Annotated in this window: 22 protein-coding genes and 1 tRNA gene; 13 read left to right on the forward strand and 10 right to left on the reverse strand. The window is 71.0% G+C overall.

Features of this window, described 5'->3' with window-relative positions:
• Positions 1–23 precede the first annotated feature (23 nt).
• Positions 24–911, reverse strand: coding sequence for an NAD(P)-dependent oxidoreductase (locus AB0O93_RS02990; RefSeq protein ID WP_363340360.1), 888 nt, complete (start codon positions 909–911; stop codon positions 24–26).
• A complete protein-coding gene (locus AB0O93_RS02995; protein WP_363340362.1) occupies positions 908–2,290 on the reverse strand; it encodes a Xaa-Pro peptidase family protein in 1,383 nt (460 codons plus the stop codon). Before AB0O93_RS02995 ends, AB0O93_RS02990 begins: the two co-directional genes overlap by 4 nt.
• 112 nt (positions 2,291–2,402) lie before the next feature.
• Between AB0O93_RS02995 and AB0O93_RS03000 the strand changes: the two genes are divergently transcribed.
• Both AB0O93_RS03000 and AB0O93_RS03005 read left to right on the forward strand, forming a co-directional pair.
• The gene (locus AB0O93_RS03000) at positions 2,403–3,110 is read left to right on the forward strand and encodes an SDR family NAD(P)-dependent oxidoreductase (protein WP_363340364.1); all 708 of its coding nucleotides are present in this window, start codon (positions 2,403–2,405) and stop codon (positions 3,108–3,110) included.
• 86 nt (positions 3,111–3,196) lie between these two features.
• On the forward strand, positions 3,197–3,895 hold the full coding sequence (locus AB0O93_RS03005) for a helix-turn-helix domain-containing protein (protein ID WP_363340366.1): 699 nt from the start codon (positions 3,197–3,199) through the stop codon (positions 3,893–3,895).
• A gap of 21 nt (positions 3,896–3,916) precedes the next feature.
• Here the strand turns inward: AB0O93_RS03005 and AB0O93_RS03010 are convergent, their stop codons facing one another.
• Entirely contained in the window at positions 3,917–5,002 is a 1,086-nt protein-coding gene (locus AB0O93_RS03010) for an alcohol dehydrogenase catalytic domain-containing protein (RefSeq protein WP_363340368.1), read from the reverse strand.
• A 5-nt stretch (positions 5,003–5,007) separates the two neighbouring features.
• A complete protein-coding gene (locus AB0O93_RS03015) occupies positions 5,008–5,319 on the reverse strand; it encodes a Dabb family protein (protein ID WP_363340370.1) in 312 nt (103 codons plus the stop codon).
• A gap of 160 nt (positions 5,320–5,479) precedes the next feature.
• On the opposite strand from AB0O93_RS03015, the gene AB0O93_RS03020 reads away from it, so the two are divergent.
• Complete coding sequence (locus tag AB0O93_RS03020; protein ID WP_363340372.1) at positions 5,480–6,517, forward strand: 2-dehydropantoate 2-reductase; 1,038 nt, start codon at positions 5,480–5,482, stop codon at positions 6,515–6,517.
• On the opposite strand, the gene AB0O93_RS03025 is transcribed toward AB0O93_RS03020, so the two are convergent.
• Together AB0O93_RS03025 and AB0O93_RS03030 are read right to left on the reverse strand one after the other, a co-directional pair.
• Entirely contained in the window at positions 6,502–7,194 is a 693-nt protein-coding gene (locus AB0O93_RS03025; RefSeq protein WP_363340374.1) for a GntR family transcriptional regulator, read from the reverse strand. The two genes, AB0O93_RS03020 and AB0O93_RS03025, sit on opposite strands and share 16 nt — an antisense overlap.
• Positions 7,191–7,715, reverse strand: coding sequence for a VOC family protein (locus AB0O93_RS03030; RefSeq protein ID WP_363340376.1), 525 nt, complete (start codon positions 7,713–7,715; stop codon positions 7,191–7,193). The genes AB0O93_RS03025 and AB0O93_RS03030 overlap by 4 nt, the downstream gene beginning before the upstream one ends.
• A 151-nt stretch (positions 7,716–7,866) precedes the next feature.
• On the opposite strand from AB0O93_RS03030, the gene AB0O93_RS03035 reads away from it, so the two are divergent.
• From AB0O93_RS03035 to AB0O93_RS03045, 3 genes are all read left to right on the forward strand, one after another.
• Complete coding sequence (locus tag AB0O93_RS03035) at positions 7,867–10,059, forward strand: thiamine pyrophosphate-dependent enzyme (protein ID WP_363340990.1); 2,193 nt, start codon at positions 7,867–7,869, stop codon at positions 10,057–10,059.
• On the forward strand, positions 10,056–11,285 hold the full coding sequence (locus AB0O93_RS03040) for a dihydrolipoamide acetyltransferase family protein (protein WP_363340378.1): 1,230 nt from the start codon (positions 10,056–10,058) through the stop codon (positions 11,283–11,285). Before AB0O93_RS03035 ends, AB0O93_RS03040 begins: the two co-directional genes overlap by 4 nt.
• A 73-nt stretch (positions 11,286–11,358) precedes the next feature.
• Complete coding sequence (locus tag AB0O93_RS03045) at positions 11,359–12,000, forward strand: NAD(P)H-binding protein (protein WP_363340380.1); 642 nt, start codon at positions 11,359–11,361, stop codon at positions 11,998–12,000.
• Between the two features lie 24 nt (positions 12,001–12,024).
• Here the strand turns inward: AB0O93_RS03045 and AB0O93_RS03050 are convergent, their stop codons facing one another.
• Positions 12,025–13,329, reverse strand: a complete 1,305-nt coding sequence (locus AB0O93_RS03050) for a DUF4032 domain-containing protein (protein WP_363340382.1) — start codon at positions 13,327–13,329, stop codon at positions 12,025–12,027.
• A gap of 80 nt (positions 13,330–13,409) precedes the next feature.
• Positions 13,410–14,516, reverse strand: a complete 1,107-nt coding sequence (gene ugpC / locus AB0O93_RS03055) for a sn-glycerol-3-phosphate ABC transporter ATP-binding protein UgpC (RefSeq protein ID WP_363340384.1) — start codon at positions 14,514–14,516, stop codon at positions 13,410–13,412.
• Between the two features lie 249 nt (positions 14,517–14,765).
• Here ugpC and AB0O93_RS03060 point away from each other — a divergent pair, with 249 nt between their 5' ends.
• The 3 genes from AB0O93_RS03060 (at position 14,766) to AB0O93_RS03070 (ending at position 16,823) form a co-directional block, all read left to right on the forward strand.
• Positions 14,766–15,740 (forward strand): thioredoxin domain-containing protein, encoded by a 975-nt coding sequence (locus tag AB0O93_RS03060; protein ID WP_363340386.1) that lies wholly within the window; start codon positions 14,766–14,768, stop codon positions 15,738–15,740.
• Positions 15,741–15,779: 39 nt separating this feature from the next.
• A tRNA-Thr gene (locus AB0O93_RS03065) sits at positions 15,780–15,852 on the forward strand.
• 14 nt (positions 15,853–15,866) lie between these two features.
• On the forward strand, positions 15,867–16,823 hold the full coding sequence (locus AB0O93_RS03070; protein WP_363340388.1) for a DMT family transporter: 957 nt from the start codon (positions 15,867–15,869) through the stop codon (positions 16,821–16,823).
• A 3-nt stretch (positions 16,824–16,826) separates the two neighbouring features.
• On the opposite strand, the gene AB0O93_RS03075 is transcribed toward AB0O93_RS03070, so the two are convergent.
• Together AB0O93_RS03075 and msrB are read right to left on the reverse strand one after the other, a co-directional pair.
• Positions 16,827–17,369: a nitroreductase family protein gene (locus AB0O93_RS03075; RefSeq protein ID WP_363340390.1), complete on the reverse strand. Its 543-nt coding sequence runs from the start codon at positions 17,367–17,369 to the stop codon at positions 16,827–16,829.
• On the reverse strand, positions 17,366–17,773 hold the full coding sequence (gene msrB, locus AB0O93_RS03080) for a peptide-methionine (R)-S-oxide reductase MsrB (protein WP_363340392.1): 408 nt from the start codon (positions 17,771–17,773) through the stop codon (positions 17,366–17,368). The genes AB0O93_RS03075 and msrB overlap by 4 nt, the downstream gene beginning before the upstream one ends.
• Positions 17,774–17,887: 114 nt before the next feature.
• On the opposite strand from msrB, the gene AB0O93_RS03085 reads away from it, so the two are divergent.
• From AB0O93_RS03085 to AB0O93_RS03100, 4 genes are all read left to right on the forward strand, one after another.
• A complete protein-coding gene (locus AB0O93_RS03085; RefSeq protein ID WP_363340394.1) occupies positions 17,888–18,931 on the forward strand; it encodes a DUF2332 domain-containing protein in 1,044 nt (347 codons plus the stop codon).
• Between the two features lie 9 nt (positions 18,932–18,940).
• Positions 18,941–19,186, forward strand: coding sequence for a DUF3263 domain-containing protein (locus tag AB0O93_RS03090; RefSeq protein ID WP_363340396.1), 246 nt, complete (start codon positions 18,941–18,943; stop codon positions 19,184–19,186).
• Positions 19,187–19,231: 45 nt separating this feature from the next.
• Complete coding sequence (locus tag AB0O93_RS03095) at positions 19,232–19,807, forward strand: LytR C-terminal domain-containing protein (protein WP_363340398.1); 576 nt, start codon at positions 19,232–19,234, stop codon at positions 19,805–19,807.
• A 128-nt stretch (positions 19,808–19,935) separates the two neighbouring features.
• Complete coding sequence (locus AB0O93_RS03100; RefSeq protein ID WP_053547918.1) at positions 19,936–20,139, forward strand: cold-shock protein; 204 nt, start codon at positions 19,936–19,938, stop codon at positions 20,137–20,139.
• Positions 20,140–20,248: the final 109 nt, after the last annotated feature.

The raw sequence follows: 20,248 nt of genomic DNA on the forward strand, positions 1-20,248 counted from the left end.
TCGCGATGGGTGGGGTGTGGGGGTCAGGAATGCTCCGGGGCGAGGGGAAGGTCGCGGCGCGTGACCTCCGCGATGGCCGACCAGTCGAGGTCGGCCAGCTCCGGATCGGCCAGCGCGGTGTCGAAGACCCGCATCAGGACGGGAAGCGTCGCCGGGTGCAGGCCGCCTGTGGCCGCGACGGCTGCGGCGAGTTCGAGGTCCTTCCGCCCGAGGGCGATGTGGAAACCCGGCGGGTCGTAGGCGCCGGTGGCGATGATGGACCCGTACCCGGCGTAGACCACGCCTCCGAACAGGGTCTGCGACAGCAGGGTGGTGAACAGCTGCGGATCCACCCCCCAGCGCTCGGTCATGGCGACGGACTCGCCGATGGCCTGCATCGCATGGATGATGTTGTAGTTCACGGCGGCCTTGACCGCGTGTGCGACGGCGGCCCGCTCCGAGAGACGCCAGACGCGCACTCCCAGGATGTCGAGGATCGGGACGACCGCGTCGACGGCGGGGGCCGGTCCCGCGGTCATGATGTTCAGCTTCCCGTCGGCGGCGGCGGTGGGACGCCCGAGTACGGGAGCGGCGACGTAGGTCCCCCCGGCCTCGGCGACGCGCCGGGCGAGCGCGTCGCTCAGATCGGGGGAGATGGACGCGGTCAGGACGAGGGTCCGGCCGCGCGTCGCCCCGAGGGTCGCGTCGTCGAGGACGGCATCCACCGCGCGGTCGTCGGCGAGCATGCAGATCGCGACATCCGCGGAGAGCGCCTCGGCGGCGTTGCCGGCCGCGCGTCCGCCGCGGGCGACGAGCGGCTCGACGGCGGACGCGGATCGGTTCCACAGGATGACGTCGCGACCGGCGTCGATGAGGCGCCCGGCCATCGCCGAGCCCATCGCGCCGAGCCCCAGGAAGCCGACGGTGCTCACGCTTCGCCCCGACCCCAGGTGGTGTTGCGGTGCGACTGCGCGTCACGGTTGACGTCGAGAGGGCCGTCCACGGTGTAGTAGCGGCGCCCGGCGACGATGAGCTCCTCCGCGGGGAACTTGGTGATGACCTCGCATCCGTCGGCGGTCACGACGACCTCCTCCTCGATGCGCGCCGCACCCCAGCCGTCGGAGGAGGGCCAGTAGGTCTCGAGGGCGAACACCATCCCCTCTTCGAGCACCTCGGGGTGATCGAAGGAGGTCAGGCGGGAGAAGATGGGCTTCTCCCAGATCGACAGCCCCACGCCGTGGCCGTACTGCAGCGCGAACGCGGCCATCTCGTCCGGGAAGCCGAACTCCTCGGCGCGCGGCCACACCGCGGCGATGTCGGCCGTGGTCGCTCCGGGACGGACGAGCGCGATCGCCCGGTCCATGTACTCGCGGGCGCGGGTGTAGGCATCCCGTTGCGCCGTGCTCGCCGATCCGACCGCGAAGGTCCGGTAATAGCACGTGCGGTAGCCGTTGAAGCTGTGCAGGATGTCGAAGAACGCCGGGTCTCCGGGGCGGATGAGGCGGTCACTGAAGACGTGCGGATGCGGCGAGCAGCGTTCGCCGGAGATCGCGTTGACCCCCTCGACGTATTCGGATCCGAGGTCGTAAAGGGTCTTGGCGACGACGCCGACCGCCTCGTTCTCGCGGACGCCGGGACGCAGGAACCGGTGGAGCTCCTCATAGGCGGCGTCGACCATGCTCGCCGCCTGGGTGAGCAGCCGGATCTCGTCGCCGGTCTTGATCCGGCGCGCCTCCATGAACACCTGCTGGCCGTCGACGACCTCGATGCCCTCCCGCTGCAGGGCGATCAGCACCGGCATCTCCACCACGTCCACCCCGAGGGGCTCGCCGGCGAGGCCGAACTTCTCGAGTTCGCGTTTGATCTTCCGGGCGACGTCGGCGGCGAGGTCGGCGTCGGGCGGGAAGGCGCCGCGGAGGGTGGAGATCCCCGCGCGCGCGCCGCTCTCCAGGCGCGGACGCTTGGCGCCCTCATGGGGGGAGTGCGGGTCGGCGTCGGCTTCGGCGGTGGTGACGTCGAGCCAGGGGTTGTAGAGCGCGTGGTGCTTGGCGGCCGAGCCGAAGTCCCAGACGATCGGGTCGGTCTTACGCGTGAGGAGGGCGAAACGGATCAGCTTGTCCATCGCCCACGTGCCGATGTGCGTGCCGCTCATGTAGCGGATGTTGGAGAAGTCGAAGGCGAGCACGGCACCCAGGTGGGACCGGTCGAGCTCCGCGTGCAACCGCGCCAGACGCTCGTCGCGGAGGCGCTCGAAGTCGACGCGCGCTTCCCAATCGACCGCGGTGGTCCCCGTGGTTCCGGTGTTCTTCATCGAATCCTCCTCACGCTCCGGGGGCTTGACGTGTCAGCCCCCGTCGGGTTGACTCCAGTAAAGCTGTACTGGACATTTCTGTCCAGCCCTACTTGTTTCTCGAGGAGGAGAAGTGAGCGCACGCACCATCGTCATCGTCGGCGGGACCTCGGGTATCGGCCTGGAACTCGCGCGGGACTGCATCGCCCGTGGGGAGCGGGTCGTGCTCACCGGTCGGGATGCCGAACGCGCCCGCGCGATCGCGGCGGAGCTGGGCGACGCCGCGACCGGCATCGCTCTGGACATCTCCGAACCGCACGGCGTCGCCGCGAGCCTTGCGGAGGTCGGGCCCGTGCACGGGCTGGTCCTCGCAGCCATCGAGCGGGACGCGAACACGGTGCGCGACTATGACATCGATCGCGCGGTGCGGCTCGTCACCCTGAAGCTCGTCGGGTACACCGCGGTCATCCGCGCCCTCCTGGACCGGATGGAGGACTCCGTCGACACCGGCATCGTGCTCTTCGGAGGTCGGGCGAAGGATCTGCCCTACCCGGGGTCGACGACGGTGTCCACGATCAACGGCGGCGTGACCGGATTGGTCAACACGCTCGCGCTGGAGCTGGCTCCCATCCGCGTGAACGCCGTGCACCCGGGCATCATCGGCGACAGCCCGTTCTGGGCGACCAAGCCGGCGGGCGTCCTCGAGCAGTACGAGCGGCACACTCCCGGCGGGAAGCTGGCGACGATGGCGGATGTCGTCGGCGCGACGCAGTTCCTCCTGCGCAACCGCGGCGTCTCGGCGGTGAATCTCCCGGTCGACCGCGGGACCGCGCTGCTGTAGGCGCCGCGCCTTCCGGGAGAGCGTGAAGTGCTGCTCTACAATGACGGGATCCGCGCCGACCGGCTGCGGCGAGAAGGCGAGGCATCGTGAGCGACAGTCTCGGAGCGCGCCTGCGCGAGGTGCGGACGGCGCGCGGGCTGAGCCTGCGTTCGGTGGCGCAAGCGCTCGGGGTGTCCGCATCGCTCCTGTCCCAGGTCGAGATCGGGCGCACGCAGCCTTCTGTCTCCACGCTGTTCGCCCTCGCGGCGCACCTCGGCGTCTCCCTCGACGACCTCGTCGGCCAGGGGGGAGCAGCCGTCGCCGCGTCGGATGCTGCGCCCGCGCCGCCCGCGTCCCCGCGCCCGGCCGCGACCACCGTGCAGCGCTCGCACGACTACCCCGTCATCGAGATGGAGAACGGCGTGCGGTGGGAGAAGCTCGCCGCGACGGCCGATGGACCGGCGGACGCGCTCCTGGTGACCTATCAGCCGGGCGCGAGCAGTTCGATCGAGGGCAAGCTCATGCGCCACGCCGGTGTGGAGTACGCCTACCTCCTCGAGGGCGAGCTCACCCTGCAGCTGGAGTTCGACACGTTCACCCTCGGTGCCGGCGACTCGCTCAGCTTCGACTCGATGCGCCCGCACATGTTCTCCAACGTCTCCGACCGCCCGGCGAAGGGCGTGTGGTTCGTCTTCGGGCGGCGCGCGCACAACCTCGCAGCGCCGACGGCACCCGGAGTCCTCGTGGAGCCCGCCGTCCCCGCGTCGGCCGTCGACGTCCTCCGGGCGATGGAGCGGATGGACTGACGCGCGGGCACCGCCGCCGGGTCAGTCCATCGCGGAGCGCGCATCGGCATCCGTCCCGGGGCCGTGCTCCGCGGGACGACGGACGGCCGCCCACGGGTCGATGAGGGTCTTGATCTGCGCGCGGCCGCCCTCGAGCAGCGGCCGGAGCGCCCCGTCGACGAGGTCGTCGAGCGGCAGGACGGTCGCGGCGACGTCCTGCCAGTCCTCGCGCGCGGCGAGCAGTCGCACCGCCTCGGGGATGTCGGTGCCGTAGACGTGGGCGACCGTGCCGACGATCGTGTACTCGCGGAGCGTCCAGGAGCCGAGCGGGAGCGCCGGCTCTCCGCGTTGGATGCCGACCGGGACGATCGTCGATCCGGGGGTGGCGGCATCGAGGATCGACGCGAGGCCGGTGGCCGAGCCGGAGACCTCGAAGAACACCTCCGGGTCGAATCCCCGCTCGGCGAGGACGTCCGCGAGGGAAGCGGATCCGGCCACCATCGCCTCGGCGGCACCGAGCGCGAGGGCGAGTTCGAGCCGGGCGGGGGTCGTGTCGACGACGAGTACCCGCGCACCGGTCGCCGCCGCCGCGTGCGCGATGAACGCACCGATGCCGCCGATGCCCACCACAACGGCATCCTGTCCCGCACGCAGTCCGCTGCGGCGCACGGCGTGCACCGCGATCGCCATGGGCTGCGCGAGGCCGAGAGTGTCGGCGGAGAGCGCGGTCGCGCCGACGTCGAAGACGATGGATGCGGGGGCGACGACGAACTCGGCGAGACCGCCGTCGAGGCCGAAGCCGAGGGTGAGGTACGACCGGCAGAGGTTCGTCCGTCCGGTCCGGCAGGGGCGGCACGTTCCGCACGACACCCCGGCGCCGCAGACGACCGGCGTCCCGGGGGCCAGCCCGGAGACGCCCGGCCCGACCTCTTCGACGGTGCCCGAGAACTCGTGCCCGAGGATCACCGGCGGGCGCGCGAGAACCCGTCCGCGTCCGAACTCGGTCGCATCCGAACCGCAGACCCCGCACACGCCGACCCGGATGAGCACCTCGCCCCTGGACGGCGTCGGTCGGGGAACCTCCTCGATGCGGAGGTCTCCGACACCGTGGAGGACCGCGGCCCTCATGGTGCTCACCGGAGTGTGCCGTCGGTGAGCGGAAGCTGCGCGGCGGCGCGCTCGGTGATCATGTCCGACAGGTGCGCGGAGTACACCGCGAGGTGGGCGGGGTGGTCGAGGTATATGTCGAGGTCCTCCGGGCGGGCGACGATCGCGGTGACCGCGTAGTCCATGCCGCCGGGGCGCAGGTGAAGATTCGGACCGGCGACGTAAGACAGCAGTACGGGGATGCCGGCGGCCATCTCGTGCAGAGCCGCGGTGAGACGCTCGACGTCCGCGTCGGTCACGCCCTCGCGGAAGCGGAATGAGACGAGATGGAGGATCATGGCGGGCCTGCTCTCTTCGTCGCCATCGACGAAAGTGTCCAGTCACGGTTTACATGCGTCAGCGTAGCTCGCGCGTTGTCGCGGAATCAAGCGACGCGTGTACATCCTTGCTGTATCGTGCAGGGAGTCGCACACGTTCACCTCGAGGAAGAGGGAGCTCATGTCCCCCCGCATCGCGATCCTCGGCGCCGGAGCGAACGGCGCGTCGCTCGGCGCGGACCTCATCGCCGCCGGACTCGACGTCACCCTCATCGAGCAGTGGCCGGCGCACGTGGAGGCCATGCGTGCGGACGGCTTGCGCGTCGTCTCGCCCGACGGCGACCTGCACGTCCGCCCTCATGTCCTCCACCTGTGCGAGGTCGCCGAGCTCCGCCGGCCGTTCGACGTGGTCCTGATGCTGATGAAGGCGTACGACACGCCCTGGGCGGCGCGCCTGATCGAGCCGTACCTCGCCGGCACCGGCATCCTCGTCGGCGTCCAGAACGGGATGACCGCGCCCGAGATCGCCGATGTCGTGGGCGACGAGCGCACCCTGGGGTGCGTCATCGAATGCTCGGCGACGATGACCGAGCCCGGCGTCATCCATCGGCACACCGGGGTGAGCCGCTCCTGGTTCGCGCTCGGGGCACTCCGCGACGGCCCCGTCGAGCGGGTGGAGGAGGTACGGCGGATCCTCGCCCACGCCGGCACCGTGGCGGTGACGACGAAGATCGCCGCGGCGAAGTGGATGAAGCTGGTGAGCAACTGCACCCTTCTCGTGCCGTCCGCGCTCCTCGGGCTCCCGATGCTCGATGCCCTCCACGTGCCCGGCTTCCGGCGCGTGATGGTGGCGGCGGGGGAGGAGGCGCTCGCCGTCGGAGAGGCGCTCGGACACGAGACGCTGCCGATCTTCGGTCTCGACGAGGACGACCTGCGCGACCCGCGCGGTGTCGTGGAGGTCATGACGGATCGCCTGTTCTCGGGCTTCGTCGTTCCGGGGGCGACGACGACCGTGCTGCAGGACTGGACGAAGGGGCGGCACAGCGAGGTCGACGACCTCAACGGCGAGGTGGTCACCCACGGGGTGCTGTGCGGTATCCCGACTCCCGTCAACGCCGCCGTCGTGCGCCTCGCCCTGGACGTGGAGCAGGGGCGGCGGATGCCCGCGCCCGAACTCGTCGACGAGATGCTCGCCGCGGTCGATCAAGGCGTGCGCTGATCGACCGCGGCGTCGAAGATCTCGGGAGTCCGCGCGAGGTGGCGCCGCGTGCGGCGGATGTGCCCGGCGAGGATCCGCTCCGCCTCGGCGGTGTCGCCGTCGCGCAGTGAGGCGATCATGAGGTGGTGCTCCTCGTGGGCGATGCGACGCGCATCCGCCGACCAGGACGACACGTACGCCCGCCGGTACGGAGCGGTGGAATTCCACAGGCGCCCGACGAGATCTCCCAGCTGCGCGGTGTGCGCGCCGGCGTAGCTCGCGAGGTGGAATGCGGTGTCCAGGGTGAGGAAGGCGTCGGTGTCGTCGCCGGTCGCCGTGATCTGCTCGGCGAGGTCGTGGAGCTCGTCGATGTCCTCCGGTGCGAGCAGCGGAGCCGAGTACCGCAGGAGGAGGGGCTCGAGCCGCTCGCGCATGCGGTAGATCTCCTCGCACTCGGCGAGGGTGAGGCGGACGACCCAGGCCCCGGCGTTCGGGACCACGGTGACGAGCCCCTCGTACTCCAGCTGCCGGATCGCCTCGCGGACGGGCACCCGGCTCGCCCCATACTGCGCGGCGAGGTCCTCCTGGCGGATGCGGGTGCCGGGAGGATGGATGCCGGAGATGATGCCGGCGCGCACGCCGTCGGCGATCCGGATGCCGGCGTCGCCGTCGCGCGTGCGTGCCGCTGTGTCCCTCATTCGGCGGGCCGAGCGGGATGCCAGAGCAGGGGGCCGCCGTCGCGTTCGTACGCCTTGCCCTCGGGGAAGCTGACGAGCTCGAACTGCATGCCCCAGGGGCTGCGGAAGTAGATCCATCGCTGCCCCGCCGACGCGCCGGCGCTCGCAACCGGCGTGCCCATGATCTCGACGTCGTGCGCCCGCAGGTGCGCCACCGCGGCATCCATGTCGTCGACGTAGAGGGCGAGGTGATGTCCGCCGATGTCGCTGTTGCGTGGCGGCGGCGCTTGGCCGTCAGCACTGTCGTAGGCGAACAGCTCGATGTTCGTCCCGTGGCCGAGGCGGAAGAAGCGGATCTCCCGGATCTCCGTGCGCGGATGGACGCCGAGTTGCACGCGCATCCAGTCGTCCTCGGCGCGTTTGGGGCCGAGAGTGTAGATCCGCTCCGCGCCGAGGACCTCCACGAAGAACGCCTCGGCGTCGTCCAGGTCGGGGACCGTGAATCCGATGTGGTCCGCACCCCGCATCCCGGGAATGCCCATCGTCACCTCCGTGTGCTCGACGACTGAATAGTATCCAGAATCGTGCCGAAAGCGCCATCGCTCGGGCATCCGACGCGAGAATGCTTGCGATTGGATGCAATCAGGCGTACCGTTCGATCACATCACTCGCATGCGCATCGATGGAGACGACATGCCCGAGCACCACTCCCTGCACACCGGCGTCCCCTGGACGGAGCTGCGCACCACGCCCGAGGACTGGGCGGCCGCCGACCCCGCGCTGCTGGCGACCATGCTCGGTCAGCTGCACCTCATCCGGGCGTTCGAGGAGTCGGTGCTCGACCTCGCCGGGCAGGGGCTCGTCCACGGACCGGCGCACTCGAGCATCGGTCAGGAGGGCGGCGCGGTCGGATCCATCGTGGGCCTTCGCTCGACGGATGCCGTCAATGGCTCGCACCGCGGCCACCACCAGTTCCTCGCCAAGGCCATCGCCCACGTTTCGGGCGGCGCACTGTCGCTCGACGGGCTCGTCACACCCGACCTGCAGGCGCTCCTGCAGCGCACGCTCGCCGAGATCCTCGGGCTCGCGCAGGGCTTCTCGGGCGGACGCGGCGGGTCGATGCACCTGCAGTGGCTCGAGGCGGGGGCGCTCGGCACCAACGCCATCGTCGGCGGCGGTGCCCCGATCGCGACGGGGAACGCCTGGGCGCAGAAGCACGCGGGCACCACCGACGTGTCGATCAACTACTTCGGCGACGGCGCCGCGCAGATCGGGTCGATCCTGGAATCGATGAACCTCGCCGCGGTGTGGAAACTGCCGGTGATGTATTTCATCGAGAACAACCTGTACGCGGTGTCGACGCACGCCGACGAGGCGAGCGCCGATCCGCGCTTCTCCGTCCGCGGTCAGGGCTTCGCGATCCCGTCGTGGCGCGTGGACGGGATGGACCCCCTCGCGGTGCACCTGGCCTCGGAGGAGGCGTTCCAGCGGATGCGCGGAGGCGACGGCCCCGCGGTGGTCGAGGCGGAGGTGTACCGCTTCTTCCACCAGAACGGCCCGTACCCCGGCAGCGCCTTCGGCTACCGGACCAAGCAGGAGGAGGCGACGTGGCGCGCCCGCGATCCGCTGGAACGCGTCGCGTCCGAGATGGCGCGGCTCGGCCTCCTCTCCGATGACGAGGTCCGCACGGTTCGCGACCAGGCCGTCGCCGCGATGGCGGATGCCGTGGCCGCTCTCGTCGAGGACGACCCGGACAACGCGGGGCGCAACCGCATCCGGCCCGAGCTCTGGCCCGACCCGGCCGGGGTCGACGCCGGCATCCGCGGCGACGCGTCGGAGCTCGCCGCCCTCGCGGTGCTCGACCCGGCGTCGCACTCCGGCGCGTGGCGCGACACGAAGTTCGTGGACGCGGTCGCGGGGGTCATGGATCGCAGGATGTCGACCGACGAGCGCATCATCGTCCTCGGGGAAGACGTGCACCGCCTGAACGGCGGCACGAACGGCGCGACGAAAGGCCTCGCCAAGGCGTACGGTCCCGATCGCGTCATCGGCACTCCGATCAGCGAGAACGGCTTCTTCGGCCTCGCCGGCGGCATCGCCCTCGACGGCCGGTTCCGTCCCGTCGTGGAGTTCATGTACCCCGACTTCATGTGGGTCGCCGCCGACCAGGTGTTCAACCAGGTCGGGAAGGCCAGGCACATGTTCGGTGACAACAACACCATGCCGCTGGTCCTGCGCACCAAGGTCGCGATGGGCTCCGGCTACGGCTCGCAGCACCTCATGGACCCGGCGGGCATCTTCGCGACCAGCCCGGGGTGGCGGATCGTCGCGGCGTCGACGGCTGCCGACTACGTGGGCCTCATGAACGCCGCGCTCGCCCTGGAGGACCCCGTGCTCGTCATCGAGCACGTCGACCTCTACGGTGCGGCCGACCGGCTGCCGGACGTCGACCTCGACTATGTGATCCCGCCCGGGTCCGCCGCCGTGCGGAGGGAGGGGTCCGAGGTCACCGTCCTGACCTACCTCTCGATGGTCGGTCACGCCCTCGAAGCTGTCGAGCAGACGGGCGTCGACGCGGAGGTGGTCGACCTGCGCTGGCTCGACCGGGCGTCGCTCGACTGGGACACGATCGGCGACAGCATCCGCAAGACCAACAACGTGCTCATCGTGGAGCAGGGAGCCCGCGGCACGTCGTACGGCGCGTGGCTCTCCGACGAGATCCAGCGCCGGTTCTTCGACTGGCTCGACCAACCGATCGAGAGGGTCACCGGAGGCGAGGCGAGTCCGAGCATCTCGAAGGTGCTCGAGCGCGCCGCCATCGCCCGCACCGAGGAGGTCGTGGCCGGGCTCGAACGCGTCCGCGACGGATGGGGAGGGCGATCGTGAGCATCACCGTGCGGATGCCGGCGCTCGCCGCGGGCGCCACCGAGGCCGCCGTGCAGACCTGGCTCGTCGCCGTGGGCGAGACCGTCGACGCCGGGCAGCCGATCGTGGAGATCGAGACGGAGAAGGCGATCGTCGAGTACGAGGCCGAGGAGGCGGGCACCGTCGCCGCCCTCCTGGTCGAGCCCGGGGCATCCGTCGCCGTGGGCGAGCCGATCGCGGTCCTCGCAGGCAGGGGGGAGTCCGTGGAGGCGGCGGCTCCGGCCCCTGCCTCGACCACGCCGGTCGATTCCGCGACGCCGATGCCGACGCCGGCGCGTCTGTTCGCGAGCCCGCTCGTGCGGCGTCTCGCGCGGGAGCGCGGTGTCGATCTCACGTCGGTCCGCGGATCGGGTCCGAACGGGCGGATCGTCCGGCGCGACCTCGATGCCTTCGGCGTGGCGGAGCCGGTGCGGTCCTCGCACGACGCCCCGGAGTCGCCGACGCCGGAGGCGGAGCCCGTGCGGGCGTCGATATCCGTGTCGGCGTCGGCGTCCGTGCCGGGTGCGGGCTTCCGGGACGAGGCGCACACGCCGATGCGCCGGGCCATCGCGCGGAGGCTGGCGGAGAGCGTCACCACCGTGCCCCACTTCTTCCTCACCGCGGACTGCCGGGTCGACGAGTTGATCGATCTCCGTCGGCGCATCAACACCCGCACCGCGGTGAAGGTGTCGGTCAACGACATCGTGCTGAAGGCGGTGGCGGCGGCGATGACGGATGTCGGCGAGGCCAACGCGATCTGGACCACCGACGCGATCCGGCGCTTCGACGCCGTCGACATCGGCGTGGCGGTTTCGATTCCGGGCGGACTGGTCACGCCCGTGCTCCGCGACGTGCAGGCCAAACCGCTCGGTGCGATCGCCGCCGAGGTCCGAGACCTCGCGGATCGCGCCCGCGCGGGGCGCCTGAAGCAGCACGAGCTCGAGGGCGGGTCGTTCGCGGTGTCGAACCTCGGGATGTACGGCACGAAGGAGTTCTCGGCGATCATCAACCCCCCGCACGCCGGCATCCTGGCCGTCGGCGCGGCATCCGCGCGTCCGATCGTGTCGGCGGAGGGGGACCTGGGGGTCGCCACCGTGATGACGGTCACCCTGTCGGCCGACCACCGGGTGATGGACGGCGCCCTCGCCGCGCAGTGGCTCGCGGCCTTCGTCGTGCACGTGGAGAACCCGCTCGGCCTGCTCGTGTGAGGGAATGCCGACCCGCGCGCGGCGGTTTCACGACGCGATCCCTCTGACGATCCTCGAGGAAAGGACCTCTCCCATGGCACGCATCGCCGTCATCGGTGGCACCGGATACGCCGGGAGCCACATCGTGGCCGAAGCCGTCTCGCGCGGACACACCGTCGTCTCCGTGGCACGTTCCGTCCCGGCCGAGCGCATCGAAGGGGCCACATACGTCGAGGGCACCATCCTCGACGTGCCGAGCCTCGTGACGGAGCTGGAAGGCGTCGACGTCGTGGTGTCGACCGTCGCCGCGCGCGGCGACATGCTCGGCAACGTCCGACAGAACATCGCCGCCCTGGTCGACCGGCTCCCCGGCACCGTCCGGGTCGGCGTGATCGGCGGCGCCGGCGGCAGTCTCATCGCCCCCGGCGGCGAGCGGCTCATCGATCAGCCGGCCTTCACCGAGGAGTACAAGCCCGAGGCGCTCGAGGCCATCGGCATCCTCGAGGACCTGCAGGCGGACGACCGCGGCCACGACTGGTTCTACGTCCACCCCGCGGGCGGATTCGGCGCCTGGAACCCGGGCGAGCGCACCGGGAGCTACCGCGACGGCGGTGACGTCCTGGTGACGGATGCCGACGGCGAGTCCTTCATCTCCGGTGCCGACCTCGCCGTGGCCGTCGTCGACGAGATCGAGAACCCGCGCCACTCCCGGGAGCGGTTCACGGTCGGCTACTGACCCGCGTCAGCGCCGTCGCGGAGGTCAGACGAGGTCCCGCCAGTCGACGTCGTCGTCCTCGTCGACCACCGGGACGGCGGAGGTGACGACGGGGAGCGACATCGTCTCGGTCGAGGGGCCCATGAGGGTCGCCTCGTCGCGACGGTGGCGCAGCACGTCGTCGATGTAGCTCGTCAGCACCTCGGCGAGGGGGACGGAGCGCCCGCGGGTCTGCGACATGTACCAGCGGTGCTCGAGCACCTGGTGGAAGACCTCGGCGGGCTCGAGCTTGGCGCGCAGATCGAACGGGATCGCCAGCACGACGGGCTCGAACACGCGGGTCAGCCACTCGTGCGCGGCCATCTCCTCGTCGTCTCCGAGGCGGGAGATGCGCGCGCGGAACTCGTCCAGGTCGTTCAGCAGGCGCCGCGCCTGGTTCTCCTCGACGTCGAGACCCGTCAGGCGCAGCAGGCGCCGCTGGTGGTGTCCGGCATCGACGACCTTGGGCTGGATCGACACCCGTGTGCCGTCCGGCGTGGTCGTGATCGACATCTCGCCGATGTCGAAGCCGATGGAGTTGAGCTTCTGGACGCGCTCGGTGAGGCGCCACGCCTCGTCCGACCCGAAGGTCTCGGTGTCGGTGAGGGCTGCCCACAGCGAGTGGTACGACGACATGATGCCGTCGGCGATCGCCACGGCGTCGACGCCGCCCTCCAGGCGCCCGCCCGCCTCGAGGTCCATGATCTCGCCGGCGATGTTCGTGCGCGCGACGTCGAGGTCGTGCGCACGCTGCCCGTCGGTGAGGCCGGTCTCGTGGAGTTCGCCGGTCTCGGCGTCGACGAGGTAGGCCGCGAACGCGCCCGCGTCACGGCGGAAGAGGGTGTTGGACAGGGAGACGTCACCCCAGAAGAACCCGACGTTGTGCAGGCGGACGAGGAGGACGGCGAGGGCGTCCACGAGGCGCGTCGCGGTGTCGGGGCGCAGGATCTGGGTGAACAGGGCGCGATAGGGGAGTGAGAACTTCAAGTGCGCCGTGACGAGCGCCGCCGGGAGCGGGGTGCCGTCGGCATCCGTCCGCCCGGCGATCACGGCGACGCGTTCCACGCACGGAGCGTCGAGCCGGGAGAGGTTCCCGAGCATGTCGTACTCGCGGCGGGCCATCTCCTCGGTCGTCTCCTTGATCGCCACGACGCGACCGGAGAGATTGGCGAAGCGCACCAGGTGACGCGAGAGTCCCTTGGGGAGGAACACGATGTGATGCGAGGGCCAGTCCGCGAGCGGCGTCGCCCAAGGGAGGGAGAGCAGACCCGGATCCACGGAGCTCGCAGTGATGCGCAGTGCGTCGGACATCGGACTCCCGGGTGGCGAGGCGGGCGGAAACGGCTGCGGCGCGGAGGGCCGGTGAGACCCTCCGCGCCGCAGTGACGATGTTAGTTGCCCGAGGTCACCGGAGCGTCGTTGAGGCGCTCGCCGGTCTCCATGTCGAACGCGTGGACGTGACCGGCGGTCGCCGCGAGGGTGACCGTGTCGCCGGCGTTCGGGTGACGACGGCCGTCGACGCGCGCGACGATGTCGGTGCGCTTGCCGTTGATGTCGGTGTGGCCGTAGAGGTAGCCGTCCGCGCCGAGCTCCTCGACGAGGTCGACGGTGACCGAGAGGCCCTTGCCGTCGGCGGGGCCGACGACGATGTCCTCGGGGCGGACGCCGACGGTGACCTCGCTGCCGTGGGCACGGCCCACGGTGTCGCGGTCGAGCGGCACGACCTCGGTTCCGAACTGCACGCCGCCCTCGGCGAGGCTCGACGGGAACAGGTTCATCGCGGGCGAGCCGATGAAGCCGGCCACGAAGACGTTGTTCGGACGCTCGTACAGGTCGCGCGGGCTGCCGACCTGCTGCAGGATGCCGTCCTTGAGCACCGCGATGCGGTCGCCCATGGTGAGGGCCTCGGTCTGGTCGTGCGTGACGTACACGGTGGTGACACCCAGGCGGCGCTGGAGCGAGGCGATCTGCGTACGCGTCTGGACGCGGAGCTTGGCGTCGAGGTTCGACAGCGGCTCGTCCATGAGGAACACCTGGGGCTGACGCACGATCGCGCGACCCATCGCCACGCGCTGACGCTGACCACCCGAGAGGGCCTTGGGCTTGCGGGTGAGGTACTGCTCGAGGTCGAGGAGCTTGGCGGCCTCGAGGACGCGGGAGGCGCGCTCCTCCTTGCCGACACCGGCGATCTTCAGGGCGAAGCCCATGTTCTCGGCCACGGTCATGTGCGGGTACAGCGCGTAGTTCTGGAAGACCATCGCGATGTCGCGGTCCTTCGGGGGCACGTCGGTGACGTCGCGGTCGCCGATGAGGATGCGGCCCGAGTTGACCTCTTCGAGGCCGGCGAGCATGCGCAGCGACGTGGACTTGCCGCAGCCGGAGGGGCCGACGAGGACGAGGAACTCGCCGTCGCCCACCTCGAGGTTGAGCTTGTCGACGGCGGCGCGGGTGCCTCCGGGGTACAGGCGGGTTGCGTTGTCGAATGTGACGGACGCCATTGTTCTCTTCTCCTTCACCGGCAGGTACGTGCCGGACGATCCGTAGTGATGGAATGAGCGGGTGTGACCCGCGCGCCCTTCGTCGGACGCTTCGCTCAGTATGCCACGGACCGCTCCGGGGCGGTACGGCGGACGTGGATGGGGTGTCTGGTCATTTCCCAGACTGGATCGTTAGCATCTTCCTCGGCCGCGAAACGCCCCCGTTCGCCGCCTGCCGGATGCCCGGCCACACGTCTTGCGAGAGGTTCCATGTCGAGCGACGAAACCCCGAACGCTCCTGCGCCCCGCGACCGCCGAGATGCGGTGCGCGAAAAGGCCCAGCAGGTGCGGGTCCGCCAATCCCGTGCGCGCATCGCGCGCTCGGTCGCCTTGGCGTCGGTGGTCGTCGCGGTCGTCGCGGCGGGTGCTGTCGGTGTGACGTACGCGGTGTCCTCGTCGGCATCCAAGCCTCTCCTCAGCCCGGAGAACGTCTCGGGAGACGGCTTCACCGTCTCGGCCGTCGCCGGCGTGAGCATGGTGGCGGAGGATGCCGGTGTCGCCGACGCCCTCGCCGGTGAGGCGACCGCCTCTCCGACCCCGGATGCGGAGGTGACCGCCGAGCCGACGCCGGAACCGACGGCCCGCCCGGCCGTCGACATCCGCGTCTACGTCGACTACCTCTCCACCGGATCGCGTGAGTTCCAGCTCGCCAACGTCCAGCAGCTCTCGCAGTGGGTGGAGGACGGCGCCGCCGAGCTCACCTACTATCCGGTCGCCATGCTCACGGCGAAGTCCAACGGCACCAAGTACTCGCTTCGTGCGGCGGGCGCGGCCGCGTGCGTCGCGACCCACGCGCCCGACGCCCTGTTCGCGTTCAATCATCGGCTGCTCAGCGACCAGCCGAACGTCGACGAGGACGGCTACACCGACACCGAGATCGCCGACATCGCCCAGGCGTCCGGGGTCGAGAGCCCCGCGGTGGTCCGCGAGTGCATCGAGGAGCAGGCGTTCGTCTCGTGGGCCAACTCCGCCACCGAGCGCGCGCTGGAGGGCCTGCCCGACACCGACGGCGTCGCGCTGACCGGAACCCCCACCATCCTCGTCAACGGCACGCCGTACGTCGGCGCGCTCACCGACCCGAAGGAGTTCTCGCAGTTCGTCCTGACGGTCGCGAGCGACACCTACTACCGCGAGGCGGCGACGCCGAGCCCCACCCCGACGCCGACGAGCACGCCGACGCCCTGACACAGACCGCGCCGCCGGCGCCGGTACACTGGGCGTTCTGCCGACGTGGCGCAATTGGTAGCGCACCCGACTTGTAATCGGGCGGTTACGGGTTCAAGTCCCGTCGTCGGCTCGATGACCGCACGGATGCCGGACCCGGCTGTGTCACGGTTCGCCGGCGCCCTCGCCCTCGGTGGCGCCGTGGTCGTGGGCGTTCTCACCGCCCTCCAGGCGCGGGTGAACGGACAGCTCGGCGTCCGGCTCGAAGACGGATTCGTCGCCGCCGCGGTGTCGTTCTCCTCCGGACTCGTCCTCGTCGTCGCGGTGTGCCTGCTTCTCCCCGCCGGCCGCGCGGGGCTCCGCCGCCTCGGCGCCGCGGTGCGGGCGCACGCGGTCCCGTGGTGGATGTTCGCCGGCGGTGCGGCCGGCGCCTTCTCGGTCGCGACGCAGGGGCTCACGGTCGGCATCATCGGGGTGGCTCTGTTCACGGTCGGCTCGGTGGCCGGCGGGACGGTCGCCGGTCTCGTCCTCGACCGCGTCGGCTACGCGCCGGGCGGGGTGATGGCCGTGACGGTGCCGCGTCTGATCGGCGGCGCGCTCGCGGTGACCGCGGTGGCTCTGGCGCTGACCGGACCGGCGTTGCGCGGCATCCCCTGGTGGATGCCGGTGCTGCCGTTCTTCGTCGGTGCGGGGATCGCCTGGCAGCAGGCGACCAACGGCCGCCTGCGCCAGCGGATCGACTCGGCGGTGGTGGCGACGGTGGTGAACTTCGCCGGGGGCACCCTGCTGCTCCTCGTGGTCGCCGGTGTCCACGTCGCCCTCAGCGGCCCGCCCGCACCGGCGCCGACGGATGTCTGGGTGTACGTCGGTGGCGCGCTCGGGGTCGCCTACATCTTCCTGTCGGCGGCGATCGTCCAGAAGACGGGAGTCCTGCTGCTGGGGCTCGGCGTCGTGGTCGGCCAGCTCGTGTCGTCGATGCTGATCGACCTGGTGTGGCCGGCGCCGGGCACACCGGGAACGGTCGAGGGGGCGCTCATGATCGCGCTCGCCCTCGCCTCGGTGGTGGTGGCGACGGCGCGACCGCGGCGGCGACGCACGCGCTGACGTTCAGTGGGCGCCCGGCATCCGGCCGATGAACGCCGTGGGGTCGATGGTCTTCCGGTGGGACGAGCGTTCCTTCTCGGGCTTTCCGCCCACGTAAAGCCAGCCGAGGAGCACCTCGTTCTTGCGCAACCCGTGGGCCTTGGCCACCTTCTTCGACCGGGTGTGCTCACCGGTGCGCCAGAAGACGCCCCAACCGGCGTCGTCCAGCAGCAGGCTCAGCAGGTGGGCGACGCCGGACGCGACGGCCTCCTGCTCCCACCGCGGCACCTTGCTCTTGCGGTAGCTCGCGACGACCGCGATGACGAGCGGGGCGCGCATCGCCTTGGACGACACGCCCTTCTTCCCGTCGGCCTTGTTCAGCGCGCGCCCCAGGATGGCCCGATCCTCGCCACGCATCTCGATGAGCCGCCACGGCCGGAGGGACGAGTGATCGGCGACCCGTCCCGCGGCGGCGACGAGAGCGAGCAGCTCCGTGGGATCGGGAGCGGCGTCGGTGACCTTGGAGCAGGAGCGCCGCGCGAGCGCCGCCTCACGGACTCCGGTCATGCGGAGGGTTCGGGCGTGAAGTTCAGCGAGATCGAGTTCATGCAGTAGCGGTCACCGGTCGGCGTCCCGAAGCCGTCGGGGAAGACGTGGCCGAGGTGCGATCCGCACGCGGCGCAGCGGACCTCGGTGCGCACCATCCCGTGGCTCTTGTCCTCGATGAGCTCGACCGCCTCGGGGCGGATCGACTCGTAGAAGCTCGGCCACCCGCAGTGCGAGTCGAACTTGGTGCCGCTCTTGAACAGCTCGGCGTTGCACGCGGCACACGTGTAGAGCCCGGCGCGGCTCTCATCGAGGAGCTCTCCGGTCCACGGACGTTCGGTGCCCGCTTCGCGCAGCACGGCGTACTGCTCGGGGGTCAGTTCGGCGCGCCACTGGTCGTCGTTCTTGTCTACGGCGTAGCTCATGGATCCTCCGTGCCTTCATCGCGGCGCAGGGCGCGGCCGCGATCGTTCCTATTCAACCGTGCCCCGGGGGCGCGTGTTCCCGTGTGACTGGACGTCCGCCGGGAGAATGGGCGGATGGATGCCGAGCCCGCCGACGCTGCGCCCGCGGAGATCGCCGAGATCGCGGCCGTGCAGGAGCGATACGGGCGGTTCGCCCGCGACGAGGCGCCCGCGCGATCGGAGCTGTATGCCGCGTGGGCGTCGGGGGTGGCCGAAGACCAGGGCATCGCCGGCATCCTCGCCCGCATCCCCGCTGTCCGCCGGCAGCCGCCCCTCGTGTTCGCGGTCTCCCGGCTTCTCGGTGCTCCGCTCGCAGGCTTCGCCGAGTGGGCGGGGTGGGTCCGTGCTCACCCGGAGGCCCTCGTCGAGGAGACCGGCCGGAGGAGCCTGCAGACCAACGAGCCCCTCCGGTGCGCAGCGATCCTGCCCGCCCTGGCGCTCATCGAGGGTCCCGTGGCTCTCCTCGAGCTCGGCGCGAGCGCGGGTCTGTGCCTGTATCCCGACCGTTACTCCTATCGGTACGACCGGGACGGTGAGACGATCGCCCTCGATCCCGCCGGGGGCGCCTCGCGCGTCGTCCTGCGCTCGGAGCTGGAAGGAGATCCGAGGCTCCGGGTGTCGCGCGTCGGCTGGCGCGGAGGCATCGACCTCGCCCCGCGCGATGCGGCCGACTCGGAGGATCGCCGCTTCCTCGAGACGCTCGTGTGGCCGGGGGAGGAGGGCCGGGCCGCCCGCATCCGCGCGGCGCTGGACATCGCCCGCGACGACCCGCCGACCCTGTTGCGCGGGGACGCGTCGGATCCGGCGGTCCTCGCGCGCGCGGCATCCCTCGTACCCGAAGAGCTGACGCTCGTCGTGACGACACCGGGCGTCCTTCCGCACGTGCCGCGCGCCGGGCGGGAGCGCATCGTCGAGATCCTCGCGCGCGGCGAGATCGCCGGGAGGCCGATGCGGTGGATCACGATCGATCCGCGCGCGCTCCACGACGCGTGGCGGGGGCCGGTGCCGGCCGAAGCGGAGGGATTCGTCCTCGCCCTCGACGGGGAACCGCTCGCGACGGTCGATCCGCTCGGCGCACGCGTGGTGTGGCACCGCGAATCCGGAGCACCCCGGGGTTAGCGTGGGCGGGTGCCCCTCACCGACACCGACCGCGCCCTGCTCGATTTCGAGGCGCAGTGGCAGCGGCACGGCGGCGCCAAGGAGGAGGCGATCCGCGCCGAGCTCGCCCTGACACCGGCGCGGTACTACCAGCTCCTCGGGCGCCTCATTGACACGGCGGACGCGCAGGCCTACGACCCGATGCTCGTCAAGCGTCTGCGGCGGCTCCGCGAGGAGCGGCTGCGCGATCGCGCGGCGCGGGTCCGCCTCGGCTGAACCGGCGCTTCGGGCCTCACGGACCCGGGCCGGTAGCATCGTCTGGTGCCGAAGAACCGATACCCGAAGGATCGCTTCGACGACGTCCCGTCCGCCGGGCGCGTCGGCGCCCACCGCGCCGAGAACCCGCGCATGCGCGCCGGCGCCGTTCTGCTCTGGTCGGCGGTGGCGACGATCATCCTGATCGTCCTCGGCATCTTCGGAAGCCTCCTGCTCTCCGGCCGTATCGAGCTGTTCCCCGCCGAGGCGGAACCCGTGCCGACGGCGACCGCCCCCGCGGTGGAGCCCGTCGTCGACACGGCCTACCAGGTGCTGATCCTCAACGCCACCGATGCCGCGGGCCTGGCGACGCAGACGAAGGATGCCGTCGTCGCGGCCGGGTGGGCGGCGGACGACGTCCTGGCGAGCGAGGCCGGGTCGACCGACTTCCCCGAGACCACCGTCTACTACGTCGCCCCCGAGGACGAGGCGGCGGCGGCGGGTCTCGCCGACGTCATCGGCGGCGCGCGCACCGAGCAGAGCGACGCGTATCCGTCGGCGGATCCGGAGCGCTCGCAGCTCACGATCGTCCTGGGTGTGGATCGCACCGATGGCGGGGAACCTGCTCCCGACGCCCCCTGAGCGTGCCCGGTGTTTCGGCCCGGTAAACACTTCGGTTCTGCCGTGTCAACAAGTGCTCTTCGGCCCCGTTCCGCGCCCCTCGACGTGCATACGATGACGCTGTCCCACCAGCAGCAGGAGAGATCAGCATGACCCAGGGCACCGTCAAATGGTTCAACGCCGAGAAGGGTTTCGGCTTCATCACGGTCACGGACGGACAGGACGTCTTCGTCCACTACTCCAACATCGACATGACCGGCTTCCGGGTCCTCGAGGAGGGGCAGACCGTCGAGTTCACGGTCGGTTCCGGCCAGAAGGGCCCGCAGGCGGAGTCCGTGCGCGTCGTCGCCTGACCACGCTCGCCGCTCCGGCCGGTGGCTTGCACTCGAGGGGGTCGAGTGCCAGAATGATTTAGCACTCCGCTTCGTTGAGTGCTAAATCCGTAAGCCACCGTCCTGGGAG

It is taken from the genome of Microbacterium sp. NPDC077184 (genome assembly GCF_040687055.1).
GTDB lineage: Bacteria > Actinomycetota > Actinomycetes > Actinomycetales > Microbacteriaceae > Microbacterium.

Coding starts and splice junctions, on each gene's coding strand:
- AB0O93_RS02995 (WP_363340362.1), bottom strand. CDS start 2,290: ATGAAGAACACCGGAACCACGGGGACCACCGCGGTCGATTGGGAAGCG.
- AB0O93_RS03010 (WP_363340368.1), bottom strand. CDS start 5,002: ATGAGGGCCGCGGTCCTCCACGGTGTCGGAGACCTCCGCATCGAGGAG.
- AB0O93_RS03015 (WP_363340370.1), bottom strand. CDS start 5,319: ATGATCCTCCATCTCGTCTCATTCCGCTTCCGCGAGGGCGTGACCGAC.
- AB0O93_RS03020 (WP_363340372.1), top strand. CDS start 5,480: ATGTCCCCCCGCATCGCGATCCTCGGCGCCGGAGCGAACGGCGCGTCG.
- AB0O93_RS03025 (WP_363340374.1), bottom strand. CDS start 7,194: ATGAGGGACACAGCGGCACGCACGCGCGACGGCGACGCCGGCATCCGG.
- AB0O93_RS03030 (WP_363340376.1), bottom strand. CDS start 7,715: ATGGGCATTCCCGGGATGCGGGGTGCGGACCACATCGGATTCACGGTC.
- AB0O93_RS03035 (WP_363340990.1), top strand. CDS start 7,867: ATGCCCGAGCACCACTCCCTGCACACCGGCGTCCCCTGGACGGAGCTG.
- AB0O93_RS03045 (WP_363340380.1), top strand. CDS start 11,359: ATGGCACGCATCGCCGTCATCGGTGGCACCGGATACGCCGGGAGCCAC.
- AB0O93_RS03050 (WP_363340382.1), bottom strand. CDS start 13,329: ATGTCCGACGCACTGCGCATCACTGCGAGCTCCGTGGATCCGGGTCTG.
- ugpC (WP_363340384.1), bottom strand. CDS start 14,516: ATGGCGTCCGTCACATTCGACAACGCAACCCGCCTGTACCCCGGAGGC.
- AB0O93_RS03060 (WP_363340386.1), top strand. CDS start 14,766: ATGTCGAGCGACGAAACCCCGAACGCTCCTGCGCCCCGCGACCGCCGA.
- AB0O93_RS03070 (WP_363340388.1), top strand. CDS start 15,867: ATGCCGGACCCGGCTGTGTCACGGTTCGCCGGCGCCCTCGCCCTCGGT.
- AB0O93_RS03075 (WP_363340390.1), bottom strand. CDS start 17,369: ATGACCGGAGTCCGTGAGGCGGCGCTCGCGCGGCGCTCCTGCTCCAAG.
- msrB (WP_363340392.1), bottom strand. CDS start 17,773: ATGAGCTACGCCGTAGACAAGAACGACGACCAGTGGCGCGCCGAACTG.
- AB0O93_RS03085 (WP_363340394.1), top strand. CDS start 17,888: ATGGATGCCGAGCCCGCCGACGCTGCGCCCGCGGAGATCGCCGAGATC.
- AB0O93_RS03100 (WP_053547918.1), top strand. CDS start 19,936: ATGACCCAGGGCACCGTCAAATGGTTCAACGCCGAGAAGGGTTTCGGC.